Origin of the sequence: Sphingomonas sp. ASV193 (assembly GCF_040203355.1) — a bacterium.
Lineage (GTDB): Bacteria > Pseudomonadota > Alphaproteobacteria > Sphingomonadales > Sphingomonadaceae > Sphingomicrobium.
The window spans coordinates 587539-613038 of the sequence record NZ_JBEHBW010000001.1; the positions used below are offsets into that span (position 1 = coordinate 587539).

The window sequence follows — 25500 nt, forward strand, 5'->3', positions numbered from 1 at the left end:
GAAGGCTTAACCTGCTTTTCATTCCTGCGCGCTAGGCTCGCGGTTTCGTGAGGGGATCGGGAGGCCGCCGCGCGTGCGCGAGGAAGTGCTGAAATCGCTGCTGCTGGTCGATGCCGACGCCAACGAGCGGCGGCACCTGTCGGCGATCGCCGCGCGCGCGGGATGGAGCACGGTCGGTGCCGCCTGCGCGGAAAGCGCGGTCGGGCTGCTCCAGGGCCCGCACGGGCGCGAAGTGCTCGCCGCGATCCTGTCGAACTGGGACCCTGACGGCGGCCCCGCGGTCATCGCCGCGCTCAAGGGCGCCTCGCCCGGGATCAGCGTGATCGTGCTCGCCGACGGCGGCTCGATCGGGCTGGCGGTCGAGGCGATGCGCGCGGGCGCGTCGGATTACCTCGCCAAGCCGGTCGCCCCCGAACGGCTGCTCGACGCGCTCAAGGCGCAGACCGATCGCCGCCGCGCCGCGGGCGAACTGACCCCGCTCGCCGAGAAGCTGGTCCACCCGCTCCCGCTCGACGAGCTGGTCGGCGCCTCACCCGATTTCCGCGCCGCGCTCGCGGTCGCGGCGAAGGCGGCGCGCAACCGGATGCCGATCCTGATCGTCGGCGAGCCGGGGACCGGCAAGGAAACCTTCGCACAGGCGATCCACGCCGCCAGCCTTCGCGCGCGCGGCCCGCTGCTCGCGATCGACTGCAAGGCGGTGCCCGAGAATATCGTCGAGAGCGAGTTGTTCGGCCACGTGCCGGGGGCTTTCCCGGGCGCGTTCGCCGAAAAGGTCGGGCTGCTGGTCCGTGCCGACGGCGGGACGCTGGTGCTCGACGAGATCGGCGCGCTGCCGCCCGAAACGCAGCGCAAGCTCGATCGCGTGCTCGCCACCGGCGAAGTTCGCCCGGTCGGGTGCAACGGGTCGAACTCGGTCGACGTGCGGATCATCGCCACGTCGAGCCGGCCGCTGCCCGAGGAATTCGACACCGCGCTGGGCGAACGGATCGGGGCGACCACCGTCACCATCCCGCCGCTCCGCGACCGCAGCGGCGACATCCCCGCGCTGTCGCGCCACCTGCTCGCGCGCTTCGCCGAAACCAGCGCGATGCGCGAGATGGGGATCGGCAACGACGCGCTGGCGGTGCTGATGCGTTACGGCTGGCCGGGCAACGTCCGCCAGCTCGCCGGGGTGCTGTTCCGCGCCGCGCTGGGCAGCTCGACCGGCTCGCTCGGCGCCGAGGATTTTCCTCACATCGCGATCCAGTCGCGCTTCACCCAGCGTCGGAGCGACGTCGCCCCCGACATCGGCGCGATGCCGAGCCAGGCGGCGATGGGCGGGGCGCCGCAGGTCGAGCTGTACCGCAAGGACGGCCACCTGCGCAGCCTCGACGAGATCGAGGCCGACCTCATCCGCCTCGCCATCGGCCATTATCGCGGGCGGATGACCGAGGTCGCGCGGCGGCTGGGGATCGGGCGCTCGACGCTCTACCGCAAGCTCGGCGAACTGGGCATCGACACCGCGGCATAAGGTCGCAAAAGCCAGCGTCAGGCCGGACATTTTCGTGACCTTTAGCGAGGGCGGCGGCGGGCGGTTCGCCCGGTCGGGGGCGCGACGCGCGCTCGACTCGGCGGGGCTTCGCCGAGCAGCCGGAAGGTGACACGGCGAACCGCCTGTAGGACAGCGAAATCGGCATCGAACGAATCGGGAGCGTCATGAAAACCTATCTGGTCACCGGCGCGGCGAGCGGGATCGGGGCGGCGTGCGCGGCGCGGCTGGCGGCGGCGGGGCATCGGCTGGTGCTGGTCGACCGGGCCGCGATCGGCGGGCCGCACGCGGCGCACCGCGGCGACGTCGCCGACCCCGCCTTTTGGCAGGCGCTCCCCCTGCCCGCGCTCGACGGCGCGGTGCTGTGCGCGGGGGTGAGCGGCGCGGGGACGATCGCGGCGTTCGGCTTCGACGACTGGCGGCGGGTATTGTCGGTCAACCTCGACGGGATGTTCCTGTCGCTGAAGGCGGCGCTGGGCGCGGTTCGCGACGGCGGGTCGATCGTCGCGCTCGCCTCGGTCAGCGGGATCAAGGCCGAGGCCGGCACCGCCGCCTATGGCGCGTCCAAGGCAGGGGTGATCCAGCTGGTCAAGGTCGCGGCCAAGGAAGCGGCGGCGCGCGGGGTGCGGGTCAATGCGCTGGCCCCGGGCGGGGTCGACACGCCGATGTGGGACTCGATGCCCTTCTTCGCCGGACTGGTCGAGGAGGCGGGCGGGCGCGACGCGGCGATCGCGGCGATGGCCGGGGCAACCCCGCTCGGCCGCTACGCGAGCGCCGACGAGATCGCGGCGCAGGCCGAGTTCCTGCTGGGCGAGGCGGCGGCGACGATCACCGGGGCGGTGCTGGTCGGCGATGGCGGTTACTCGTTGTGACACTTCGGCGGCATGTCCGCTAACGACCCAAAGCGGACGTCCGGTTCCACCGATTTCAGGATCGTGATAGCCTCTCCAATCAAGGTCCTTGACCGGAGCTGGCTATGCTTTTCGTTTCTATGCTTTTTGCCCAACTCACTGCTGCGGATATTCAACGCAGTCTACCGATCTATCCAGGCGACAACGCTATTGTCGCGGATGCGAAAAAGCGATGGGGAGAAAACGTCAGCGACCGCGTCATTCTGGTAATCACGGGCCGCGATAGATGCGTGACATTCGCGTTGGTTCAACCCGCCGTAGGTAGCGAGCCCGTGTATTGCTACGGACGACACTCAAATCGTTTGGTTTACAGCTTCGATGGCGGAGAATGAGACGTCCGCTTTCCACCCAAAGCGGCCGTTCCTCCTCGCAGCTTCAGCGCCGAATTGGCATGCCGCGCCATCATGGGACGGCCTTGGCCGCCGCGTCACGCGTTTCCTTTCGCCGCACTTTTGGCCGCGTTGAGCGCACTCTCCGATCTCTCGTTGCACCTCTGCATCCGCGAGCGAACGCCGTTCGTAACTCTTGTTCGTTGAACATGGAGAGGAAACAACAATGAAGCGACGCACTATCTCGATCCGAATGAGCGCGGCGGTCGCGGCGATGGCGCTGGCGGTGGCGGGCTGTGCCACCAATTCGATGGCGCCGATGGCCGACGGGTCGGTCCCGATGGTCGGCGGCGCGCCGATGTACCCCACCCGGACGATCGTCCAGAACGCCTCGAGTGCCCCCAACCTCACCACGCTGGTGTCGGCGGTCAAGGAAGCCGGGCTGGTCGATACGTTGAGCGGGCCGGGCCCGTTCACCGTGTTCGCGCCGACCAACGACGCCTTCGCGATGGTGCCCTCGGCGACGCTCAATTCGCTGATGATGCCCGCAAACAAGGCGCAGCTGGTCAAAGTGCTGACCTATCACGTCATTCCCGGCCGACTGAGCGCCGCCGACCTGATGGCGCGGATCAACGCCGGGGGCGGAAGCACGACGATCACCACCGTCGAGGGCGAGCCGCTGACCTTCACCACCGCCAACGGGATGGTGATGATCCGCGGCATGGGCGGAAGCATGGCGACGGTGACGATGGCCGACGTCAACCAGTCGAACGGCGTCGTCCACGTGATCGACCACGTGCTGCTGCCGTCGATGTAGGTCGCGGGTCCGCGAAGGACTGGTCACGCGCGGGCGCCCGTCACCGGCCGGTGGCGGGCGCCCGTGTCGATTCAGTGGCCGCGACGCGATCCGGTGTCTTGCCGAATCAGCTCTTCGACGACGGCGGCGGCGGCGGCGACGCGGGGGGCGGCGGCGGCATTTGTTGAAGCCCGCGGATAATCGGGCGCTCGCAACCGTTTAGAATGGCGCGGCCGTCGCTCGACATCTTCGTGCATCCACCGTCGAAAGTGTTGGACGCGAGCGACCAGCTCACCGGGTTGCTGGTCCAGACGCTGCGCGTCGGCTGCCCGCGACGATCGGTGGCGGGCGTGAAGCGGGCGTGGTCGCGGAGCGCTTCGCAGGCACCGGCGTCGACGAGCGCGTCGCCGCTCGACATCGACACGTCGCACCCGTCGACCCGCCCGCGCGGATCGACCAGCAGCTGGAAACGCGCCGAGCTGAGCGGATGGCGGAGCGAACGGTCCCAGCGGTCGTCGACCTGGCCGACGAGCGAATTGACGTCGTTGACCGGGGCCGCGGGCCTGTTCAGCGCGGCGTCGCCACGCAGGTTCCACTGCTGCTGGAGCGCCTGGGTGCAATCGGCCAGCCCGGCGAGGAGCGGCGCCATGTCCGACAGCGCGAACTGGTAGGATTGCGAGCCGTCGGCGTCGATCACGACCGCGCTCGCCGTCCGCGCCTGCTCGATATCGGCGGCCGAGAGGCGATACTGGTAGACGCCGACGGGAACGGCCTTCGCCCCGAAGTAGAGGCCCGCGACGCGCGACTGACCCTTCCCCCAGTCGATCGTTCCCATCGCGCGCTGCGCATAGGCCGGGCCCCGGCGGGGCACGCTGATCAGCAGCCGGTAGCTGTCGCCGCTGGTCGTCGGCGCGAGGCCGAGCGTGACCGGGCCCGACGCGGCCTGGAACTGGCGGGTCGCGCTGCATTGCGTGTCGCCGTAATCGAGATGCCACGAATCGATCGGCCGAAGTGGCGGGGCAGGATTAGCGAGTAGAGCCGAAGAACAGCCGATTGCCGCCATTAATCCCGATAGCCTGAGCAACATGACAACCTCCACAGCAGCCGAGCCGGACGATTATATGCCTTCGTCGGTTTTCTTCAAAGTCCGTAAAATGTCCGGGCTGCGCGGGGAGGCGAGCCGGGCGAGCGATCAGATCCGCGGGGTGAGCGCCTGGTCGCGAAGGCCGCGCCAGAGCTTGAGCGCCTGGAGCGTGTCGGCGACGTCGTGGACGCGGATCAGCTGGACGCCCTGGTCGGCGGCCTTGACGGCGACGGCGAGGCTGCCGGGGAGGCGGCGGTCGGCCGGGGCTTCGTTGCTGAGCGCGCCGATGAAGCGCTTGCGGCTGGCGCCGAGGACGATTCCGCAGCCGAGGCCGTGGAACAGCGACAGGCCGTTCAGCAGCGCGAGGTTGTGCGCGACGCTCTTGCCGAAGCCGATGCCCGGATCGACGAGGATGCGCGCACGATCGATCCCTGCCGCCTCGCAGGCGGCGACGCGCGCTTCGAGCCAGTGGAAGACCTCGACAAGGACGTCCTTGTAGCTTGGCGCGTCCTGCATCGTCTGCGGGTCGCCCTGCGCATGCATCAGGACGACGGGGGCGGTGCTGGCGGCGGCGACGGCGAGCGCGCGGTCGTCCCACGTGAGGGCCGAGACGTCGTTGACCATCGTCGCACCCGCGGCGAGCGCGGCTTCCATGACGGCCGCCTTGCGGGTGTCGATGCTGACCGCGGTGCCGCCCGCCGCGAGCTGTTCGATCACCGGCTGGACGCGGGCGATCTCGTCCTGCTCCCACACCGGCTTGGCCTTGGGGCGCGTCGACTCGCCGCCGACGTCGACGATCGCCGCGCCTTGCTGCGCCATCGCGAAGCCGGCCTCGGCGGCGGCCTGCGGCGAGGCGTGGGCGCCGCCGTCGCTGAAGCTGTCGGGGGTGACATTGAGGATGCCCATCAGCTGCGGCTGATCGAGCCGGACGGTGCGGCTGCCGAGCACGAGCGGGGCGCGCGGGGCGGTAAGGCGCGCCCAGTCGGCGGCCATGCCCTCGTCGAAGCGAGATTCGAGGCCTTCGACGGGGACGAGCTCGCGGCGGCCGTCGGGGTGGATCAGCTCGACGCAGGCGAACCAGCACAGGCCGCCGGCGAGGCGCGCGACCTGGCCGTCGTGGCCGAACGGCGAATCGACGAAGCCGGTCGGGCGGATGAGGGTGCGCATCGCCCCTTACAGGCCGGCGAGATGCTGCTGGCGGAGCGCGTCGATCGCGACGAGCGCGCCCGACCGTTCGAGGTGCCAGAAGGTCCAGCCGTTGCAGCTCGGCGCGCCCTGGAGCTTCGCCCCGACCTTGTGGATCGAGCCCGCGTCGATGCCGGATGCTTCGATCGAGCCGTCGGCGCGGACGTGCGCGGTCCAGCGGCGCTTCGCGTCGGTCAGGATCGAGCCGGCGGGGACGAGCCCGCTTTCGACCAGCAGGCCGAAGGCGACGCGCGGGGCGCCGCGCTTGTCGGGGACGGTCTGCATCGCGCTTTCGTCGAGCGGGAGGGTCGATTCGATGCGCTGGGTGGCGACCTTGATGTAGGCGCGCTCGCGTTCGATCCCGATCCACTTGCGCCCGAGGCGGCGGGCGACCGCGCCGGTGGTGCCGGTGCCGAAGAAGGGGTCGAGCACGACGTCGCCCGGCTTGGTGCAGGCGAGGAGGATCCGGTAGAGCAGGCTTTCGGGCTTTTGCGTCGGGTGGGCCTTTTCGCCCGCTTGCGTCTTGCAGCGTTCGGCGCCGGCGCAGATCGGCAGCACCCAGTCGCTGCGCATCTGAAGGTCGTCGTTGAGCGCCTTCATCGCGCGATAGTTGAAGGTGTAGCGCGCCTTTTCGTCCTTGGCGCACCACAGCAGAGTCTCGTGCGCGTTGGTGAAGCGGGTGCCGCGGAAATTGGGCATCGGGTTGGCTTTCCGCCACACGATGTCGTTCAGGATCCAGAAGTCGGCGTCCTGAAGCAGCGCGCCGACGCGGTAGATGTTGTGGTAGCTGCCGATCACCCAGATGGTGCCGTCGTCCTTGAGGATGCGGCGCGCCTGTTCGAGCCATTCGCGGGTGAAGTCGTCGTAGGCGGCGAGGCTGTCGAACTTGTCCCAGTCGTCGTCGCAGGCATCGACCTTGCCGCCCTCGGGCCGGATGAGGTCGCCGCCGAGCTGGAGATTGTAGGGCGGGTCGGCGAAGATCATGTCGACCGACCTGTCGGGGAGCCGCGCCATTTCGGCGATGCAGTCGCCCTCGAGGATGGTGTCGAGCGGGAGCGGGCGCTTCGCCGGGAGGGCGCGCGTCCGGGCCGTCCGGCCGCTGTCGGTCACTGGTGCGATATAGTTCACGCTGACGTCCCCCTACCCTTCGGTTGCGGTGGTGAGTCAGCGCGGACTCGCGGTCAAGCGGCGCGCGCGGGCGGGCGCCTAGGGAGGGGCGAGAACAAAAGGAATCCGCGCGTGGCCCGACACAAGATGTTGAGTCCGGGCGGGGGCAGCGGACTCAATCGGTGGTGGTGTGGCGGCGAGGACTCAGCCGTCAGAAAAGCGCGAGCTGGGCCACCGGGGCGAAGCTTCGGCGGTGGAGCGGGGTCGGGCCGTGGGCGCGGAGCGCGGCGAGATGGTCGGGCGTGCCGTAGCCCTTGTGCCGGTCGAACCCGTAGGCGGGATGGCGCTCGGCCTCGGCGCGCATGATCGCGTCGCGATGCTCCTTGGCGACGATCGAGGCGGCCGAGATGCAGCGTTCCTTCGCGTCGCCACCGACGATCGCGCGCGCGGGCCAGCGCCATTCGGGGCGGCGTCCGGCGGGTGTGAGGTTGCCGTCGACGAGGATCTCGAGCGGGTCGCAGCCGATCCCCGCGCACAGCGCCTCGGCGGCGCGCGCCATCGCCAGCATCGTCGCCTGGAAGATGTTGAGCGCGTCGATCTCTTCGACCGAGGCAAGGCCGATGCCGACGTGGCAGCGCTCGGCGATGCGCGCGGCGAGCTTGGCGCGGGTCGCGGCGTTGAGCAGCTTGCTGTCGGCGAGGCCGCGGATTTCCTTGCCGCACAGGATGACGGCGGCGGCGACCACCGGCCCGGCGAGCGGCCCCCTGCCCGCCTCGTCGACCCCGGCGATCATGCCCCCGGTTCCGATGCCAGCCGCCACGGGGGATAGCGGCGCGCCTCGCCCGCCTTGTAGAGGAAGACGGTGTTGCCCGCGGGATCGCGCAGCCGCGCCTCGCGCCACATCCATGGCTGGTTGCGCGGGCCATGTTCGAACGGCACGCCGGCACGGGCGAGCGCCTCGACCCGCTGGTCGAGGTCGTCGCACTCGAAATAGAGCGCGGTGGTCTCGTCGGGCTTCAGATCGGGATCGATCTGGATCGACATGGTGGTGCCGCCGTCGGTTTCGAACCGGGCGTACTGGTTTTCCTGGCTGTCGACGATCTGGGTGAGCCCGAGACGGCGGTAGAAGGCGACCATCTTGGCATAGTCGTTGCCGGTGACGGTGACCTGGTTGAGGCGGAGCCCGAGCCCGCTGTCCTGCCGCACCGCCTGCTGGCCGAGCGGACCGTGCCCCTGCCCCAGCCCCGGCGCGGCATGGAGCGCCATGCGGACGAACAGCCGCGCGCGCTCGATCGCCGGGGCGAGGCCGAGCCCGGCGCCGAGGTAGAAGGCGATCGCGGAGGCCAGCGTGCAGCCGGTGCCGTGGGTCGAGGCGGTGTCGATCCGCTGCCCTTGCCAGCTGGTGATATTGTCGTCCTCGACCAGCGCGTCGGCGAGCGCATCGCCTTCCTCGTGCCCGCCCTTGATGAGGACCGCGCAGCGATGCGCGGCGACCAGCTTCAGGGCGCCGCCGACCTCGTCTTCCTCGCCGGTGAGGCGCTTCAATTCGGGCAGGTTGGGGGTGACCAGCGTGGCGACGTCCATCAGCTTGCCGAAGGCGGCGACGGTGGGATCGTCGGCGAGGCTCGACCCGCTGGTCGCGACCATCACCGGGTCGAACACGATCGGCACGTCGAGCGCTTCGAGCCGGGCGGCGATGTGGAGCGCGGCGAAGGCGCTTCCGACCATGCCGATCTTGACCGCGTCGACGCCGAGGTCGGAAACGATGCTGTCGATCTGCGCCATGACGATCTCGGTCGGGACAGCGTGGACCGCCTGAACCCCGAGCGTGTTCTGCGCGGTCACCGCGGTGATCGCGGTCGTCGCGTGGCCGCCGAGCATGGTGATCGTCTTGACGTCGGCCTGCAGCCCTGCGCCGCCGCCGCTGTCCGACCCGGCGATGACGAGGATCCGCGGGGTCTTCACGGCTTATGCCGCCGGACGGTCGAGGCGGGGTCGGCGATCTGCCGCGCCTTCGATCGGGTCGGGCGATCGGCGAGGTCGCCGCCGCAATTGGGGCAGCGGTCGTCGAGCGCGTCGGCGCACTCGGCGCAATAGGTGCATTCGTACGAGCAGATGAAGGCGCCGTGGGCGTGCGCGGGAAGGTCGGTCCCGCAGCGTTCGCAATCGGGCCGCATCTCGAGCATCAGGCGCTCGCCGCGACCGCGTCGCAGATGCGCGCGACGACCGCCTCGACCTGCGCGCCGTCGTCGCCCTCGGCCATCACGCGGATCAGCGGCTCGGTCCCCGACTTGCGGATGACGAGGCGGCCCTTGCCGTGAAGCGCGGCCTCGGCGTCGGCGATCACCGCCTTGACCGCCGGGTCGTCGAGCGGGGCGCCGCCCGAGTAGCGGACGTTCCGGAGGAGCTGCGGGACGGGGTCGAACTGGTGGAGCAGGTCGCTGGCGGGGCGGCCCGAGCGGACCAGCTCGGCGAGGATCTGGAGGCCCGCGACGAGCCCGTCGCCGGTGGTCGCGTGGTCGGCAAGGATGATGTGGCCCGACTGTTCGCCGCCGACGTTGATGCCCTTGTCGCGCATCATCTCGAGCACGTAGCGGTCGCCGACCGCGCTTCGGTGGAGCGCGAGGCCTTCGCCTTCGAGGCGGCGTTCGAGGCCGAGGTTGCTCATCACCGTGGCGACGAGGCCGCCGCCCCTGAGCATGCCCGACTTCGCCTGGCCGATCGCGATCAGCGCCATCAGCTGGTCGCCGTCGACGATCGCGCCGGTCTCGTCGACCACGATCAGCCGGTCGGCATCGCCATCGAGCGCGAGTCCGATGTGCGCGCCCGACGCGGCGACGGTTTCCTGGAGCAGGCCGGGCGCGGTCGAGCCGCAGCCGGCGTTGATGTTGGTGCCGTCGGGACGGGTGCCGAGCGGCACGATGTCGGCGCCGAGTTCCCACAGCGCCTCGGGCGCGACGCTGTAGCCCGCGCCGTTGGCGCAATCGATCACCACCTTGAGCCCGTCGAGCCTGAGGTCGTGGGGAAAGGTGTCCTTGACGAAGTGGATGTAGCGGCCGCGCGCGTCGTCGATCCGCTTGGCGCGGCCGATCTTGTCCGAGGCGACCAGCGTCGGGGTCGAATCGAGCAGCGCCTCGATCGCCAGTTCGTCGGCGTCGCTGAGCTTATAGCCGTCGGGGCCGAACAGCTTGATGCCATTGTCTTCGAACGCGTTGTGGCTGGCGCTGATCATCACGCCCAGATCGGCGCGCATTTCGCGGGTGAGCATCGCCACCGCCGGGGTCGGCATCGGGCCCAGCAGCACCACGTCCATGCCGACGCTGGTGAAGCCGGCGACCATCGCCGATTCCATCATGTAGCCCGACAAGCGGGTGTCCTTGCCGATCACCACGCGGTGGCGGTGGACCCCTCGCAGGAAGTGGGCGCCCGCCGCCTGCCCGACGCGAAGCGCGGTCTCCGCGGTCATCGGGGCGACGTTGGTGCGACCGCGAATCCCGTCGGTGCCGAAGAATTTCCTTGCCATGGGCAAGGCCTTAGCGCGGCGAGGTTAACCGAAAAAGTGGAAGATTCCGGCGCGCTGGTAGCCGAGCGCGCCATGCGCCCAGGTGATCGCGAGCCAGAGGATCGTGCCGACGACGAGCGCGAAGCCGTCGGGCAGCGCGAAGCCGCGCGCGAAGGGGACGAGGCTGGTCCGCGCTTCCCAGCCGGTCCACTTGTCGCCGAGCAGCGCTTCCTTCTTGCGGTCCTGGAGCAGCGAGCCGACCAGCGCGAGGGTGGCGATGGCGAGGCTGACGATCACCGCCGCCGGGGTGGCGACGACCAGCGCGTGGACGAACGCCCAGATCGCGAACGCCCAGTTCATCGGGTGGCGGGTGATTCGGAACACCCCGCGCGGGGGCGGAAACGTGTCGGGCGCCATGCCGGGCAGCGCGGGATTGCCGCGGAGCGACCCTGTGAACAGCACCGCGGCGAGCCACATCAGCGCGGTCGCGAGCCACCATCCCGCCCCCCCCGCGTCCCACATCGGCGCGGGGGCCGCGGCCTTGGCCGGGCCGTAGGCGTGGCTGGTCAGGCCGAGAGTCGCGAAGGCGACGAGCGCGTAGACCGCCATGAAGCCTTTCTCGCCGAGCCTCGCCACGAGCGGCGCGCGGAGCGGGTGGGACAGCGCGAAATGCGTTCCCACGAACGCCGCGGCGGCGAGCGCGAGGCCGGGAAACGGGCTCATTTGACCCCGTGCATCAGCTTCTTGAGCGGCCAGCTGAGCAGAAGCAGGAGCACGCCCGCGCCGATCGCCACCCACGCGATGGTGGTGAAGGTCGCGGTGTAGGTTTCAAGGCTGACCTTGAGGTTGGTCACCTGCCCGCCGACGGTCTCGACCGAGGCGAACTGCGCGACCACGCCGGCGAAATATTGCGCGACCGAGATCGACAGGAACCAGACGCCCATCATCATGCCGACGATCCGCGCGATTGACAGCTTGGTGATCATCGAAAGCCCGACCGGCGAGATCATCAGCTCGGCGACCGAGTGGATCACGTAGAGGCCGGCGAGCCACCACACCGCGACCTTGAAGTCGGGGCCGGCGAACTGGCTGCCGAAGACGAGGAACAGGAAGCCCGCGCCGACGCCCATCAGCGCAAGCCCGAACTTGACCGGGATCGAGGGTTCGAGATTCCGCTTCGCCAGCGCGCCCCACAGGATCGAGAGCAAGGGCGCGAGGACGACGATCGCCAGCGGGTTGAAATTCTGCGTCTGCGGCGCGGTCAGCGAGAAGTTGCCGATGACGTGAAGGTCGGTGTTGCGGTCGGCGAACAGGGTGAGCGAGCTGCCCGCCTGTTCGAACAGCGTCCAGAAGACGACGTTGAAGGTGATCAGCACCATCGCCGCGACCATCATCTGGAATTCCTGCTTCGACCCCTTGGCGTAGGACCAGACGAGGATCGCCGGGACGCCGAGAAGGAAGGTGCCGAACAGCAGCTTGCCCATCAGCGACAGGCTCATCAGGTACCCGACGAAGCCCGAGCCGGCGGGGGGCTCGGGGGCGTTCATCAGGTTGGTGAACAGGAAGTAGAACAGCGGGATGGCGAGGATCGCGCCGCCGTAGATGACCAGCGCCTTGTCGCCGCCTTCGCGTTCTGGTGTCTCGCCGTAGCCCGCGAGGCGGCCCCCGTCGAAGGTGATCAGCGCGTAGCTGACCAGCATGCCGAGCCCGGCGAGCGAGAAACCTGCCCACCAGCCGAGCCAGTCGGCGAGGATCGGGCAGAAGAACTGGCCCAGGATCGAGCCCAGGTTGATGCCCATGTAGAAGATGGTGAACCCCGCGTCGCGGCGGCGGTCGCCGTCGGCGTAGAGCGCGCCGACCATGGTCGAGATGTTGGGCTTGAAGAAGCCGTTGCCGACCGAGATGGTCGACAGCGCGATCAGCAGGATCGTGATCATCAGCGGGCTTTTTTCGCTGTCGTCGGTCATCCCGCCCTTGGCGATGTGCCGTTCGACCGACTTGTCGGCGCGGAGGAGATCGATGCTGCCGTCGTCGTTGCCGTGGATCGCGAGCCGCTCGCCCGAGGGCATGACGACGAAGCGCGCCTCGTTGGGCGAGCTGGTCGGGCTGTCGTTGAAATTGTCGACCTGCACCGCGTAGCGCTGCCCGTCGATCACCGCGACCGGCTTCGACGGCTGCCCGCCGAAGGCGAGGGTGAGATAGCCGATCGCCATCATGATCGCGCCGAAGCGGACGCTGCGTTTCGAGCCGAGATACTGGTCGGCGATCAGCCCGCCGACCAGCGGGGTGAGGTAGACCAGCGCGGTATAGCCGCCGTAGAGACCGGTCGAGGCGCGGTCGCCGAGCACGAAATGCTTGGTGAGGTAGAGCGTCAGCAGCGCGCGCATGCCGTAATAGCCGAACCGCTCCCACATCTCGGTGGTGAACAGCCGCGCGAGCTGGTTGGGATGGCCGAACCACTCCTTTTTCTGCGCCGGATTCTCGTGGCTGATGTCGGGCTCGCGCGGGTTGTCCGCGGTGGGCGTGTCGACCATGTGCTGTATTACTCCCCGGATATTCGGCGCGGCTCTGGCGGCGGCGCTCTCGATAGGGCGCGGACAGTAGCGCGAACGCGGGGCGTGTAAAGTTCGCGCGCGCCCCCTACATGGCGCGCACCATGCTCAACGACCGCTCCTCCGCCCTCGCCCTGCTCCAGACTCGCCGGTCGGGACGCCCGCGCGAGATGGTCGCGCCGGGGCCCGACGCGGACGAGCTGGCGACGATCCTGTCGGTGGCGGCGCGCACCCCCGACCATGGCAAGCTGACCCCGTGGCGGTTCGTCGTGGTCGGCGACGACCAGCGCGACGCGCTGTCGGCGCTGCTCGAGCGCGCGCTGCCCGAGAGCGTCGCCGACGCCAGCGACGCGCACTTCGCCAAGGCGCGCGAGTTCGCGCACCAGGCGCCGGCGCTGGTGGTGCTGGTCGCCGCGCCGACCCAAGGGCACAAAATCCCGGTGTGGGAGCAGGAGCTGAGCGTCGGGGCGGCGGCGATGAACCTGCTGCTGGCGGCGCACGCGCTCGGTTATGTCGGGGGATGGATCACCGGCTGGGCGGCGATGTCGACCCGGGTGCGCGCGGCGTTCTGCGCGCCGGGCGAGAGCATCGCCGGGTTCCTGTTCCTCGGCAGCCCGGGGGTGCCGCTCGAGGAGCGGCCGCGGCCTTCGCCCGACACGGTCGCGCGAGCGTGGAGCCCGCCAAGCGCCTGAATTTGCGGCTTGATCTGGCGGCGCGCTGCTGTATTACGACAGCATGACGCTTCGCACCGCCATTCGGGCTGGCCACGAAAAGCCCGTGTTCGTTCGCCTTCGCGACGTGATCGCCGACGGCATCCTGTCGGGGCGGTTCGGCGACGGCGATCCCCTCCCCTCGGTCCGGGCGATGGCCGCCGAGCAGGGCGCCAACCCGCTGACCGTGGCCAAGGCTTACCAGGGCTTCCAGGACGAGGGGCTGGTGGTGGTCCGGCGCGGGGTCGGGATGTTCGTCGCGGCGGGCGCGCGCGGTCGGCTGATGGAAAGCGAGCGCGACCTGTTCCTGCGCGAGGAATGGCCGGGGATCCGCGCGCGGATGGAGCGGCTGGGGATCGCGATCGACGAGCTGACCGAGCGGGCCTAGGCCAGCGCCTCGGCAGGGACCGCGTAGAGCGGGGCCGCGCCGAGCGCCGCCCCCGCGCCGAGCCCGAGCGCCTCGGTGACGATCGACGAGAGGAAATAATCGGCCGACGCCTTCGTGCGCGGGGTCGCGTCGGGATCGCGCGCGAGCCGTTCGACCAGCCAGCCGCCGACCATCACCGCGGTCATGGTGAGGAACGGAAAGCTGCCCGCCTGCCGGTCCTCGGGCCCGGCGTCGCGCAGGCTGGCGGCGGCGACTTCGACCGCATCGATCAGCGCGACCAGGCTCAAATGCCGCGCCTCGGCGCGGGCGTCGGCGACCAGCCCGTCGAACGCGAGCCCGCCGTCGAGCCCGAGCTTGCGCCCGACGAGGTCGGCGGCCTGGATGCCGTTGGTGCCCTCGTAGATCGGGGCGATGCGCGCGTCGCGCAGGTGCTGGGCGGCGCCGGTTTCCTCGATATAGCCCATCCCGCCATGGACCTGGATGCCGAGGCTGGCGACTTCGCAGCCGACGTCGGTGCCCCACGCCTTGGCGAGCGGGGTGAGCACTTCGGCGCGAAGCTCGGCGGCGAGGTCGCCGCGGCGGCCGCGGTCGAGCTGGGCGAAGGCGTAGTAGCACAGCGCGCGCGCGGCGGTGGTGAGGCTTCGCATCCTGAGCAGCATCCGGCGGACGTCGGGATGCTCGGCGATCGGCTTGCCCGACTGGCGGCGCTCGAGCGCATAGGCGACCGCGCGCTGGGTGGCGCGTTCGGCGATGCCGACACCCTGCAGGCCGACGTTGAGCCGGGCGTTGTTCATCATCGTGAACATCGCGCGCATCCCGCCGTTCTCCGGCCCGACCAGCCAGCCGGTCGCGCCGCCCCCATTCTCGTTGGCTTGTTCGCCGTAACTCATCACGCAGGTCGGCGAGGCGTGGATGCCGAGCTTATGCTCGATCGACACGCACGCGACGTCGTTGCGGCTGCCGTCGGGGAGGATCTTGGGAACGAGGAACAGCGAGATGCCGCGCGTCCCCGCGGGCGCACCGGGGGTGCGGGCGAGGACGAGGTGGACGATCTGGTCGGCAAGGTCGTGCTCGCCATAAGTGATGTAGATCTTGGTGCCCTTGATCTTCCACGTGCCGTCGGGGCCGGGGTCGGCGCGGGTGGTGAGCGCGCCGACGTCGCTGCCCGCCTGCGGCTCGGTGAGGTTCATCGTCGCGGGCCATTCGCCGCTGACGATCTTCGGCAGGTAGGCCCGCTGGAGCTCGGGCGCGCCGTGGTGGTGGAGCGCCTCGACCGCGCCGATCGAGAGCATCGGGCACAAAGCGAAGCCGACGTTGGCGGCGTTGAGGTCGTCCATCAGCGCCGCCGACAGGACCAGCGGAAGCCCCTGCCCGCCCCAGGCCTCGGGCGCGGCGAGCCCCATCCAGCCGCCCGCGACGAAGGCGTCATAGGCCGCCTTGAAACCGTCGGGCATGGTGACGACGCCGTCCCGCCACGTCGCGCCCACCGTGTCGCCGACGCGGTCGAGCGGGGCGAACTCGCCTTCGGCGAACCGGCCCGCGGCCTCGACTACCGCGTCGACGAGGTCGAGGTCGTCGGTCAGCTCGGCGATGTCGGCGACGGTGCGAAGGATGGCGCGCTGTTCGGCGACGGGGGCGGTGAAACTCATCGGCGGTCCTTGGCTGGTGGCGGACAATCGCTATAGCCGCCGCGTCATGACCGGGCCAGCCATCCTGCCGTTCGACGAGGACTCGATCGCCGAGGCGGCGCGGCTGGTGCTGGCCGGTCAGCCGGTCGCGGTGCCGACCGAGACGGTCTACGGGCTCGCCGCCGACGCGACCGACGCCGAGGCGGTGGCGCGGATCTACGCGGCCAAGGGGCGGCCGAGCTTCAACCCGCTGATCGTCCATGTCCCCGATCTCGCGGCGGCGGAGCGGATCGGGGTATTCGACGCAGCGGCGCGGGCGCTGGCCGAGGCGCATTGGCCGGGGCCGCTGACGCTGGTGGTGCCGCTGCGCGAGGACAGCGCGATCGCCGGGATCGTGACCGCGGGGCTGCCGAGCATCGCGCTTCGCGTCCCCGCGCACCCGGCGATGCAGGCGCTGCTGCGCGCGACCGGGCGACCGCTGGCGGCGCCGTCGGCCAATGCGAGCGGGAGCATTTCGCCGACGCGCGCACGCCATGTCGCCAAGAGCCTCGCCGGTAGGATCAAGCTGGTGATCGACGGCGGGGCGACCAGCGAGGGCATCGAATCGACGATCGTCGCGGCGACCGGGGGCCCGCTGCGGCTATTGCGGCGCGGGCCGGTCGAGGTCGACGCGGCCGAAGTCGCGGGCGGCGCGATCGAGGCGCCGGGGATGATGGCGAGCCATTATGCGCCGTCGAAGCCGCTCCGGCTCGATGCGCGCGAGGCGGCGGAGGGCGAGCTGCTGATCGGCTACGGGGCGGTGCGCGGGGAGCTGTTCCTCGGGAACACCCCGGTCGAGGCGGCGGCGCGGCTGTTCGACCTGCTCCACTGCGCCGACGAGGCCGACGCGGCGCGGATCGCGGTCGCGCCGGTGCCGGGCGACGGGCTGGCCGCGGCGATCCGCGACCGGCTCAGGCGGGCTGCTGCGCCCCGGTCTTGAGTGATCGACGATTAAAGGGGCTGAGGATCAGCCTCTCTAATCTTCGATGAGAAGCTCTTGCGAAGCTTCGCCAGCTTGGGCGGGATCACCGCCATGCAATAGGGATTGCGCTGGCCCTCGCCCGCCCAATAGTCCTGGTGATAATCCTCGGCCGGATACCATTCGGCCTTGGGCTCGATGGTCGTCACGATGTTGCCGCCCCAGTCGGCGTTGGCACGCTCGATCGCCGCGCGCGCCTCGGCCTCCTGGGCCTCGTCCTGCGGGAAGATCGCGCTTCGATACTGGGTGCCGATGTCGTTGCCCTGCCGGTTGAGCTGGGTCGGGTCGTGGGTGGCGAAGAAGATGTCGAGCAGGTCGGCGTAGCTGACCAACGCCGGGTCGAAGGTGACGCGGATCGCCTCGGCATGGCCGGTGTCGCCGCCGCACACCTGCTTGTAGGTCGGGTTGACGGTCTGGCCGCCGGTATAGCCGCTTTCGACCTTGTCGACCCCGGCGATGTCGAGGAACACCGCCTCGGTGCACCAGAAGCACCCGCCCGCCAGAACCGCCGTTTCGTGTCCCATCACCTTATCTCCGTCGTTTCGACGAAGATAGGAAGCGGGCGCGCGCTTCGGAAGAGGCGTCAGCCGCGGCGCTTGATGTGGTGCTTCAGCGCCGCCATCTCGAGCCGCTTGCCGACCCATTCGGCGAGCTCGTCGAACTGGAGCGGCTTGTCGAACACGATGCCCGCCTTGCGGTCGGAGAACCAGCGCACCTCGCCGCGGATCGGGCGGAGGCTTTCGACCACCACCACCACCTGCTTGCCGAGGCAATATTCCTCGATCGGCTCGACCTTGAGCCCGCCGAGCGAAATGTCATGGACGTCGACAGTGTAATAGGTCTTGCCGATGCGCAGGGACGCCTTGCAGTCGACGTCGAGCCGCGGCGGGCGCGCGCGGAAGCCGTGGCGCGGCTTCCTGCCCGCGAGCAGCTCGCCGAGGTCGAGGTCCTGGTCGAACTTGAACCCGGCGGTGCCTTCGCGCACCCACACCACGGTGGCGGGAATCCGCTGCGAGGACAGTTCGAGCGACACGCGCGTGCCGACGCTCATCGGGTGGCCGACCTCGGCCATCAGCCCGCCCGCCGACACGTTGCGCACCCGCACCAGCTGCTCGCGCCCGCTCTCCTCGGTCGCCTTGGCGACGCGCAGCAGCGGCATGACCCGCTCCGCCTCGCGCCGCTCGCTCGGCCGCGGGACCGCGGTCGAGAGGGTGAAGGTGGTCGAATCGAACGCCTCGGCATCGTTGACCAGCGCCCGGTCGTTGCGGCGGCGGATTAGGGCTGAGAACATCGCTCCCTGACTTTCCCTGGGCCGAAACGGCCGAAAAACGCGTCAATTCGGAACAGCTAACGCCTTTAGGTTAAAAAGCCGTTTCAGGCGTTTGACCTTTACCGATAGACTGCCCATCACCGTCGCCAGTGACGGAAGAGAATGTGACGACGAACGTGGCCCAGACGCCGACCCTGCTGCTGATCGACGACGAGCCCGCGCTGGCCGCCTATGTCGCCGAGGCGGCGCGAATGTCGGGCTACGATCCGGTGATCACCGGCAACGACGAGGCGTTTCGCGAACGGTTCGCCGCGCTGTCGCCGGCAATGGTCGCGCTCGACCTCGGCATGCCAGGAATGGACGGGGTCGAACTGCTCCGCTTCCTCGCCGCCGAGCGGTTTCGCGGACCGGTGATGATCGTGTCGGGGTTCGACCGGCGGGTGCTTGAAAGCGCGGTCCGGCTGGGCGGCGAGCTCGGGCTTGCCATGGTCGGGCCGATCGAGAAGCCGGCGCGGCTCGACGAGCTCGAGCGGGTGTTCGGGCAGACCCGCGAGAGGCTGGCGGGATGATCGCGCGGGCCGACGTCGCGATGCTCGATAAGTTCGAGCGGGCGCTGATCAACGGGCGGCTGCACATGCTCTACCAGCCCAAGGTCAGCCTGGCCGACGGCAGCCTCAAGCGGGTCGAGGCGCTGGTGCGCTGGACCGACCCCGACCTCGGTACCATCCCCCCGTCGCGGTTCGTGCCGCTGGCCGAGGAACATGGGCTGATCGACGAGCTGACCCAGTGGGGGCTTCGCACCACCCTTCGCCAGTGGATCGCGTGGCAGGCCGAGGGGCTCGATACCGACCTTGCGTTCAACATCAGCGCGCTGAGCCTCGACCACCTCGATTTCCCCGACCTGGTCGAGCGGATGTGCCGCGCGCTCGACGTGCCGACGGGGCGGCTCGTGCTCGAACTGACCGAGGGCGCGACCCAGCCGCTGATCAAGCTGATCGACACGCTGACGCGGATGCGGATCAAGGGGATCGGGCTGGCGATCGACGATTTCGGGGTCGGCTATTCGACGCTGATGCAGCTTCGCCAGCTGCCGTTCACCGAGCTGAAGATCGACCGCTTCTTCATCCGCGACGCGCCCGAGGCGGCCGACAGCGCGCTGATTTGCCGGTCGATCATCGACCTTGCTCACGGGCTCGGGCTGACGGTCACCGCCGAGGGGGTCGAGACGGTCGAGCAGATGCAATTGCTCAGCGATTACGGCTGCGACGTGGCGCAGGGCTATCTCGTCGCCGAGCCGCTTGCCGCCGACGCGGTCGCGGGCTGGTACGAGGGGTGGCAGGCACGCTGGCCGGGGCTGCTCAAGAAGCGGGTCGCCGACCGGGCGCGCCCGCGCGAGGTCACCCGCTAGCCGCGAGTGCCTTTGCCCGGGCGAGCGCGGCGACCCCGGCGTCGATCGTCTCGTCTCTTTTCGCGAAGCACAGCCGGACGAGGTGGCGCGGCGGATCGACTTCCGCGAACGGCGACATCGGCACCACCGCCACCCCTGCCCGCTCGACCGCGAGCGCGGCGAACGCCTCGTCGTCGAGCGCGATGCCCGAGGCGGCGAGGTCGACCACGAGGAGATAGGTCGCGGCGCTGGGCAGCACGGCGAAGCCCGCCTCGGTGAGCATCGCGCTCATCCGGTCGCGGGCCCGGGCGAAGCGGCTGCGCATCGGGGCGAGCCACGCATCGCCCTCGTCGAGGCCGTAGGCGACCGCGGCCTGCAGGTTGGGCGCGCTGGCGAAGGTCAGGAACTGGTGCGCGCGCGCGGCGAGGTCGGCGAGCGGCGGGGCGGCGGCGATCCAGCCGATCTTCCACCCGGTGAGCGAAAATATCTTGCCCGCCGAGCCGCATTTGATGGTGCGCGCCGCCATGCCGGGGAACGTGGCGATCGGCACGAACGACTGGCCGTCCATCAGCAGATGCTCCCACACCTCGTCGGCGACGACGACGAGGTCGTGCGCGATGGCGAGGTCGGCGACCGTCGCCAGCTCGTCTGCGTCGAACAGGCGGCCGGTCGGGTTGTGCGGGTTGTTGAGGACGATCGCACGGGTGCGCGGGGTGATCGCCGCCTCGATCGCGGCGCGCTCGATCCGCCAGTGGGGCGGCTGGAGCGCGACTTCGCGGACGGTGGCGCCGGCGCGGCGGATCAGCGGCGCGTAGGCGTCGTAAGCGGGGGTCATGACGATCGCCTCGTCGCCCGGCGAGAGGGTGGCGAGCAACGCGGCGGCGAGCGCCTCGGTCGCGCCCGAGGTGACGCAGATGCCGCTGGCGTCGAGGTCGAGTCCGTGGTGGCGCGCGTAATGGGCGGCGACCGCCTCGCGCAGCGCGGGGAGGCCGCGCGAGGGGGCGTATTGGTTCGAGCCGTCGGTGAGCGCGCGCGCAGCAGCGTCGAGGATCTCGGGCGGCCAGCCGAAGTCTGGGAAGCCCTGCCCGAGGTTGACCGCGCCGTGGCGCGCGGCGGCGAGGCTCATCCGCTCGAACACGCTGGTCGCCATCGTCTCGTAAAGCGGATTCACGCGGCGCTCTTGCGTTCCAAGGCCCGGCCGCTGGTCTCGACCCCGAGCGCCCAGACCAGCGCGGTCGACAGCGCGAGCGGGACGACTAGCAGCAGCGCGGTCGGGCCGAGCGAGGGCGACAGGCCGGCGATGGCGAACAGCTGGACCACCGCGCCGCCGACCTTGCTCGCGCCCGACACGAGCCCGGTGCCGCGCCCGCGCGAGGCGACCGGGAAGATCTCGGCGGTGTAGGGCAGCATCATCGCGATCGCGCCGTTGGTGCCGAGGACGAGCAGGCCGATGACGCTGCCGAGCAATAGCGGCGCGGCAAGCGTCGCGGCGGGGAGCGCGGCGCCCGCGGTGCCGATCACGAGCAGGCCGAGCATCGCCACCAGCGCGCCCTTGCTGCTCCATTTGGCATAGAGCCACGCGCCGATGCCGATCGTCGGCAGCGCGAGCAGCGAGGACTTGGCGATGATCCCGGTCGCGACCGCGTTCGAAAAGCCGCGTTCCTGGAGCGCGTTGGGGAGCCACAGCAGCAGCCCGAAATTGACGAAGCTCCACGCCAGCGCGGCGAGCACCAGCGCGACCGTCAGCCGGGTCTCGCGCCGCGCGCCGACGAGCCCGTGATCGTCGGTGGGCGCGGGCCGCTCGACGATCCCGAAGCGGCATTCCATGTCGGCGAGTTCGGCGTCGCGGCGTTGCAGGTAGAGGAAGCGCGGGCTTTCGGGGAGGAGACGCGCGAGCAGCAAAAGCAGCAGCCCGGTCGGAAAGCCCTGCAGCCACAGCGCGCGCCAGCCATACTCGTCCTCGAACAGATGCGCGGTGGTGCTTGCGGCAAGGTAGCCGCCGACCAGCCCGATCCCGCCGACGGTGACCAGCACCCAGCTCCGGTGGCGCGGCGGCATGATCTCGGCGAGCAGCGTGTAGACCACCGGCAGCATCCCGCCCGCCGACATGCCCATCACGAAGCACATCAGCAGGTTCAATCGGAAGTCGGGCATCGCGCCGCAGATCGAGGTCGAGATGAACAGCACGGTCGAGAGCAGGATCGACACGCGCCGCCCATAGCGGTCGGCCATCCAGCCCCACAGGTAGGAGCCGATGGTCGTTCCGATCAGCGCGACGAGCGGGAGCAGCGCGGCGACCGGCTTGGGAATCCCATATTCGCTCTTCACCCCCGGCAGCACGAAGCCGAGCGTGGCGGGCTTCATCACGTCGATCACGAGCCCGAGGACGAGGACGAGGATCACCGCCAAGTGCGAGGCACCGAGTGGGGTGTCGGCGCGCGCCTCGAAATGCTTGTCGGGAAGGCTCGCGGTCTCGATCCGCGGCGGGAGCGCGCCGTAGATGGCGAGCGGGGCGCCCAAAAAGATCAGCGCCATGCCGAGCCACATCGTCGCGTCGGTCGGCATCCCGACCAGCCGGTTGCCCATCCGGTGCGCCTCGGCGAGCATCGGCAGGTGGAGCAGCACGCCGAGCGCGATCGCGGCGGTGGCGAGCCAGAATAGCGGCGCGCGCCGCGAGCGCGCGATCATTCGCTCAACCCCGGAGCGCGGCGGCGCGGCGGGCGCGTTCGGCGACTTCGGCGAGGTCGGTGTCGCCCGCCTTCACGATCCAGCTTCCGCCGACGCAGGTCACGCTGTTGTGCGCGAGCCAGCCGGGCGCGCTGTCCTCGGTGATGCCGCCCGTCGGGCAGAAGCGGATCGCGCCGAACGGGCCGGCGAGCGCGGCGAGTGCCTTGAGCCCGCCATTGGCCTCGGCGGGGAAGAATTTGAACCGGTCGAGCCCCATGTCGAGCCCGCGCATGATGTCGCCCGAATTGGCGATGCCGGGAAGGAACGGCACGCCGCTGGCGATCGCGGCGCGGCCGAGCGGCTCGGTCAGGCCGGGAGAGACGATGAACGCGCTGCCCGCGTCGATCGCTTGCCCAAGCTGGCGCTCGTTAAGCACGGTGCCCGCGCCGACGATCGTGCCCGGCACCTTGGCCATGGCGCGGATCGCCTCGAGCGCTTGCGGGGTGCGCAGCGTGATCTCGAGCACCGGCAGCCCCGCCTCGACCAGCGTCTCGGCGAGCGCGACCGGGTCGAGGCTTCCGTCGAGCACCAGCACCGGGATCACCGGGGCGGCGGTCATCACGCGTTCGATCGTCATGCATGCTCCTGCGCGAAGGCGGCGGCGGCGCCGTAGAGCCCCGCCTGCGGGTGGGTGATGAGCTTGACCGGGATCGCTTCCATCCGGCGTTCGAACCGGCCCTTGGCGGCGAAGCGGTCGGCGAAGCCCGACAGGCGGAAGCGCTCGCGCAGCCGGTAGCCGAGCCCGCCCGCGACGACCACGCCGTTGGCGCCGTGGACCAGCGCGAGGTCGCCCGCGACCGCGCCGAGGATCAGGAAGAAGCGGTCGAGCGCGGCGACCGCGAGCGGGTCGGCACCGGCCAGCGCGGCGTCCCAGATGGTGCGGTCGTCGACCTGGCGCACCGGCTGGTCCTCGATCGCGGCGATCGCGTTGTAGAGGTTGGCGAGCCCGGGGCCGCACGCGACCCGCTCGATCGACACGCGGCGGAACGAGCGGCGGAGGAAATCGAGGATCTGATCCTCGAGGCTGTCGAGGGGCGCGAAATCGACATGGCCGCCCTCGGTCGGGATGACGTGGTAGCTGCCCTTCTCGCGAAGCACCTGCCCAACCCCGAGCCCGGTGCCGGGGCCGAGCACGGTCAGCACCCCGTCGGTGGTGAACGGCTGGTCGGGCCCGCACAGATGTTCGAACTGGTCGTAATCGAGCTGCGCAACGGCGTGCGCGACGGCGGCGAAATCGTTGACGATGACGAAGCGTTCGACGCCCAGCCGGTCCTTCATCAACGCCTTGCGGATGACCCACGGGTTGTTGGTGAGCTTGAGCACCTCGCCCTCGACCGGGCCGGCAAACGCGATCCCGGCGGCATCGGGGAGCGGCTCGCCGATCGTGCGGCCGAATTCCTGCCACGCGGTCTGCAGGCTGGCGTGATCGGCCGTCTTGAGGGTGACCGGCTCACCGAGTTCGACCACCTTGCCGCCTTCGACCGTGGCGAGCGCGAAGCGGGCATGGGTGCCGCCGATGTCGGCGACGGCGACGCGTTGGCTTCCGGTGGTACTGGTCATAGCGCGGACTCCATCGCGTGAAGCATGGCCGAGCCGCCATGTTCGGCATCGTCGGCGGTGGCGCGCATGAAGCCGAACAGCTCGCGCCCGGTGCCGAGCGCGGGCGGCGGCACGGCGGCGCGCGGGCGGGTCGCGAGGTCGGCCTTGACGTCGAGCTCGCCCGAATGGCCGCACAGGCGGACGATGTCGCCGTCGACGACGTGCGCCAGCGGGCCGTCGTTGAGCGCCTCGGGGCAGCAGTGTATCGCGGCGGGGACCTTGCCGCTCGCCCCGCTCATCCGCCCGTCGGTGACCAGCGCGACGTTGAAGCCCTTGTCCTGGAGCACGCCCAAGGGCGGGGTGAGCTTGTGTAGCTCGGGCATGCCGTTGGCGCGCGGGCCCTGGAAGCGGACCACGACGACGACGTCGCGGTCGAGCCGGCCTTCCTTGAACGCGGTGACCACCGAGTCCTGATCCTCGAACACCGCGGCGGGGGCCTCGATCGTCCAGCGTTCCTTCGCCACCGCGCTGAGCTTGAAGATCGCGCGGCCAAGGTTGCCCGACACCAGCTTCATTCCGCCGTCGGGAAGGAAAGGGTCGTGCGCGTGGCGAAGCAGCGCGAGGTCCTTCGACGCCTTGGTCTCGTCCCACACCAGCGCATCGCCGTCGAGGCGGGGGTTGGTGGCGAAGGCGGCGAAATCGTCGGCGCCGGGAGCGGCGAGATCGCCGTGGAGCAGCCCCGCCTCGAGCAGCGTATCGGTCACGAACGCCATGCCGCCCGCGGCGTGGAAGTCGTTCACGTCGCCGACCCCGTTGGGATAGACCCGTGCGATCAGCGGGACGGCGGCGCTGAGTTCGTCGATGTCGGTCCAGTCGATGCGAATTCCGGCGGCGCGGGCGATCGCGGGAATGTGGATCGCGTGATTGGTCGAGCCGCCGGTCGCGAGCAGGCCGACGGCGGCATTGACGATCGCGCGCTCGTCGACCGCCTCGGCCAGCGGGCGGCGCTTGTCGACGGCGAGCGCGGCGAGGCGGTGGACCGCGGCGCGAGTCAGCTGCTGGCGAAGCCCGGTGCCGGGCAGCGCGAAGGCGGCGCCGGGGACGTGGAGTCCCATCAGCTCCATCATCATCTGGTTCGAATTGGCGGTGCCGTAAAAGGTGCAGGTGCCCGCGCCATGGTAGCTCGCCGCCTCGGCCTCGAGCAGCTCGGCCTTGGTCGCCTCGCCCTTCGCGAACGCCTGGCGGACGCGCTGCTTTTCCTTGTTGGCGAGGCCCGAGGGCATCGGGCCGCCGGGGACCAGCAACGCCGGAAGATGGCCGAAGCGGAGCGCGCCGATCAGCAGCCCGGGGACGATCTTATCGCAGATGCCGAGCATCGCGATGCCGTCGAACATGCCGTGCGAGAGGCTGATCGCGGTCGACAGCGCGATGACGTCGCGGCTGAACAGCGACAGGTCCATCCCCGGCTGGCCCTGGGTCACCCCGTCGCACATCGCCGGGACCCCGCCCGCGACCTGCGCGGTGGCGCCGACCTCGCGCGCGAACAGCTTCATCTGCGCGGGGTAGCGCTCGTACGGCTGGTGCGCCGAGAGCATGTCGTTGAACGAGGTGACGATGCCGAGGTTCGGGCCGCGCAAATGGCGGATCGCGTCCTTGTCCTCGCCCGCGGCGGCGAAGCCGTGCGCGAAATTGCCGCACGACAGCCGCGGGCGGGTCATGCCGACCTCGGCCTGGTCGCGCATCAGGTCGAGATAGCGGCGGCGCGACGGCTTCGAGCGTTCGATGATCCGGTCGGTGATCGCGGCGATGCGGGAATCGAGCTTGGTCATGTAGCGCCGC

25 protein-coding genes are annotated in these 25500 nt (G+C 70.2%); 8 read left to right on the forward strand and 17 right to left on the reverse strand.

Annotated elements, in window-relative coordinates; translation table 11 throughout:
- The first annotated feature begins 73 nt into the window (after positions 1–73).
- From ABDK56_RS03015 to ABDK56_RS03025, 3 genes are all read left to right on the forward strand, one after another.
- Positions 74–1510: a sigma-54-dependent transcriptional regulator gene (locus ABDK56_RS03015; protein WP_349806608.1), complete on the forward strand. Its 1437-nt coding sequence runs from the start codon at positions 74–76 to the stop codon at positions 1508–1510.
- 185 nt (positions 1511–1695) lie between these two features.
- A complete protein-coding gene (locus ABDK56_RS03020) occupies positions 1696–2400 on the forward strand; it encodes an SDR family NAD(P)-dependent oxidoreductase (RefSeq protein ID WP_349806612.1) in 705 nt (234 codons plus the stop codon).
- A gap of 594 nt (positions 2401–2994) precedes the next feature.
- A complete protein-coding gene (locus tag ABDK56_RS03025; RefSeq protein ID WP_349806614.1) occupies positions 2995–3585 on the forward strand; it encodes a fasciclin domain-containing protein in 591 nt (196 codons plus the stop codon).
- Positions 3586–3691: 106 nt separating this feature from the next.
- Here the strand turns inward: ABDK56_RS03025 and ABDK56_RS03030 are convergent, their stop codons facing one another.
- The 9 genes from ABDK56_RS03030 to ABDK56_RS03070 form a co-directional block, all read right to left on the reverse strand.
- A complete protein-coding gene (locus ABDK56_RS03030; RefSeq protein ID WP_349806616.1) occupies positions 3692–4651 on the reverse strand; it encodes an energy transducer TonB in 960 nt (319 codons plus the stop codon).
- Positions 4652–4756: 105 nt separating this feature from the next.
- Complete coding sequence (folP, locus tag ABDK56_RS03035) at positions 4757–5815, reverse strand: dihydropteroate synthase (protein ID WP_349806617.1); 1059 nt, start codon at positions 5813–5815, stop codon at positions 4757–4759.
- A 6-nt stretch (positions 5816–5821) separates the two neighbouring features.
- The gene (locus tag ABDK56_RS03040; RefSeq protein WP_502959251.1) at positions 5822–6961 is read right to left on the reverse strand and encodes a site-specific DNA-methyltransferase; all 1140 of its coding nucleotides are present in this window, start codon (positions 6959–6961) and stop codon (positions 5822–5824) included.
- Positions 6962–7151: 190 nt separating this feature from the next.
- Positions 7152–7733: a ribonuclease HII gene (gene rnhB, locus ABDK56_RS03045; protein WP_349806619.1), complete on the reverse strand. Its 582-nt coding sequence runs from the start codon at positions 7731–7733 to the stop codon at positions 7152–7154.
- Entirely contained in the window at positions 7730–8905 is a 1176-nt protein-coding gene (gene thiD / locus ABDK56_RS03050; protein ID WP_349806620.1) for a bifunctional hydroxymethylpyrimidine kinase/phosphomethylpyrimidine kinase, read from the reverse strand. Before thiD ends, rnhB begins: the two co-directional genes overlap by 4 nt.
- The gene (locus ABDK56_RS03055) at positions 8902–9126 is read right to left on the reverse strand and encodes a DUF1272 domain-containing protein (RefSeq protein WP_349806621.1); all 225 of its coding nucleotides are present in this window, start codon (positions 9124–9126) and stop codon (positions 8902–8904) included. The genes thiD and ABDK56_RS03055 overlap by 4 nt, the downstream gene beginning before the upstream one ends.
- Entirely contained in the window at positions 9126–10463 is a 1338-nt protein-coding gene (glmM, locus tag ABDK56_RS03060) for a phosphoglucosamine mutase (RefSeq protein WP_349806622.1), read from the reverse strand. Before glmM ends, ABDK56_RS03055 begins: the two co-directional genes overlap by 1 nt.
- A 24-nt stretch (positions 10464–10487) precedes the next feature.
- Complete coding sequence (locus tag ABDK56_RS03065) at positions 10488–11165, reverse strand: NnrU family protein (RefSeq protein WP_349806623.1); 678 nt, start codon at positions 11163–11165, stop codon at positions 10488–10490.
- Entirely contained in the window at positions 11162–12976 is a 1815-nt protein-coding gene (locus ABDK56_RS03070; RefSeq protein WP_349806624.1) for a peptide MFS transporter, read from the reverse strand. The genes ABDK56_RS03065 and ABDK56_RS03070 overlap by 4 nt, the downstream gene beginning before the upstream one ends.
- A gap of 122 nt (positions 12977–13098) precedes the next feature.
- Between ABDK56_RS03070 and ABDK56_RS03075 the strand changes: the two genes are divergently transcribed.
- Together ABDK56_RS03075 and ABDK56_RS03080 are read left to right on the forward strand one after the other, a co-directional pair.
- A complete protein-coding gene (locus tag ABDK56_RS03075) occupies positions 13099–13686 on the forward strand; it encodes a nitroreductase family protein (protein WP_349806625.1) in 588 nt (195 codons plus the stop codon).
- 43 nt (positions 13687–13729) lie between these two features.
- Complete coding sequence (locus ABDK56_RS03080; protein ID WP_349806626.1) at positions 13730–14092, forward strand: GntR family transcriptional regulator; 363 nt, start codon at positions 13730–13732, stop codon at positions 14090–14092.
- Here the strand turns inward: ABDK56_RS03080 and ABDK56_RS03085 are convergent.
- Positions 14089–15741 (reverse strand): acyl-CoA dehydrogenase family protein, encoded by a 1653-nt coding sequence (locus ABDK56_RS03085; RefSeq protein ID WP_349806627.1) that lies wholly within the window; start codon positions 15739–15741, stop codon positions 14089–14091. The genes ABDK56_RS03080 and ABDK56_RS03085 overlap by 4 nt on opposite strands.
- A 46-nt stretch (positions 15742–15787) precedes the next feature.
- Between ABDK56_RS03085 and ABDK56_RS03090 the strand changes: the two genes are divergently transcribed.
- Positions 15788–16699 carry an L-threonylcarbamoyladenylate synthase gene (locus tag ABDK56_RS03090; RefSeq protein ID WP_349806628.1) on the forward strand — a complete coding sequence of 304 codons (912 nt, stop codon included), beginning with the start codon at positions 15788–15790 and terminating at the stop codon, positions 16697–16699.
- An 11-nt stretch (positions 16700–16710) separates the two neighbouring features.
- Here the strand turns inward: ABDK56_RS03090 and msrA are convergent, their stop codons facing one another.
- Both msrA and ABDK56_RS03100 read right to left on the reverse strand, forming a co-directional pair.
- The gene (msrA, locus tag ABDK56_RS03095) at positions 16711–17262 is read right to left on the reverse strand and encodes a peptide-methionine (S)-S-oxide reductase MsrA (protein ID WP_349806629.1); all 552 of its coding nucleotides are present in this window, start codon (positions 17260–17262) and stop codon (positions 16711–16713) included.
- A 59-nt stretch (positions 17263–17321) separates the two neighbouring features.
- Positions 17322–18029, reverse strand: coding sequence for a PilZ domain-containing protein (locus ABDK56_RS03100; protein WP_349806630.1), 708 nt, complete (start codon positions 18027–18029; stop codon positions 17322–17324).
- Positions 18030–18172: 143 nt separating this feature from the next.
- On the opposite strand from ABDK56_RS03100, the gene ABDK56_RS03105 reads away from it, so the two are divergent.
- Both ABDK56_RS03105 and ABDK56_RS03110 read left to right on the forward strand, forming a co-directional pair.
- On the forward strand, positions 18173–18577 hold the full coding sequence (locus ABDK56_RS03105) for a response regulator (RefSeq protein WP_349806632.1): 405 nt from the start codon (positions 18173–18175) through the stop codon (positions 18575–18577).
- Positions 18574–19416, forward strand: coding sequence for an EAL domain-containing protein (locus ABDK56_RS03110; protein WP_349806633.1), 843 nt, complete (start codon positions 18574–18576; stop codon positions 19414–19416). Before ABDK56_RS03105 ends, ABDK56_RS03110 begins: the two co-directional genes overlap by 4 nt.
- On the opposite strand, the gene ABDK56_RS03115 is transcribed toward ABDK56_RS03110, so the two are convergent.
- From ABDK56_RS03115 to edd, 5 genes are read right to left on the reverse strand one after another with little or no spacing between them, the layout of a single operon-like run.
- Complete coding sequence (locus tag ABDK56_RS03115) at positions 19406–20566, reverse strand: aminotransferase (RefSeq protein WP_349806634.1); 1161 nt, start codon at positions 20564–20566, stop codon at positions 19406–19408. The two genes, ABDK56_RS03110 and ABDK56_RS03115, sit on opposite strands and share 11 nt — an antisense overlap.
- Positions 20563–22083 carry an MFS transporter gene (locus ABDK56_RS03120; RefSeq protein WP_349806636.1) on the reverse strand — a complete coding sequence of 507 codons (1521 nt, stop codon included), beginning with the start codon at positions 22081–22083 and terminating at the stop codon, positions 20563–20565. Before ABDK56_RS03120 ends, ABDK56_RS03115 begins: the two co-directional genes overlap by 4 nt.
- 4 nt (positions 22084–22087) lie before the next feature.
- Positions 22088–22699 carry a bifunctional 4-hydroxy-2-oxoglutarate aldolase/2-dehydro-3-deoxy-phosphogluconate aldolase gene (gene eda, locus ABDK56_RS03125; protein ID WP_349806637.1) on the reverse strand — a complete coding sequence of 204 codons (612 nt, stop codon included), beginning with the start codon at positions 22697–22699 and terminating at the stop codon, positions 22088–22090.
- A complete protein-coding gene (gene glk / locus ABDK56_RS03130) occupies positions 22696–23682 on the reverse strand; it encodes a glucokinase (protein WP_349806638.1) in 987 nt (328 codons plus the stop codon). Before glk ends, eda begins: the two co-directional genes overlap by 4 nt.
- On the reverse strand, positions 23679–25490 hold the full coding sequence (edd, locus tag ABDK56_RS03135; protein ID WP_349806639.1) for a phosphogluconate dehydratase: 1812 nt from the start codon (positions 25488–25490) through the stop codon (positions 23679–23681). Before edd ends, glk begins: the two co-directional genes overlap by 4 nt.
- Positions 25491–25500: the final 10 nt, after the last annotated feature.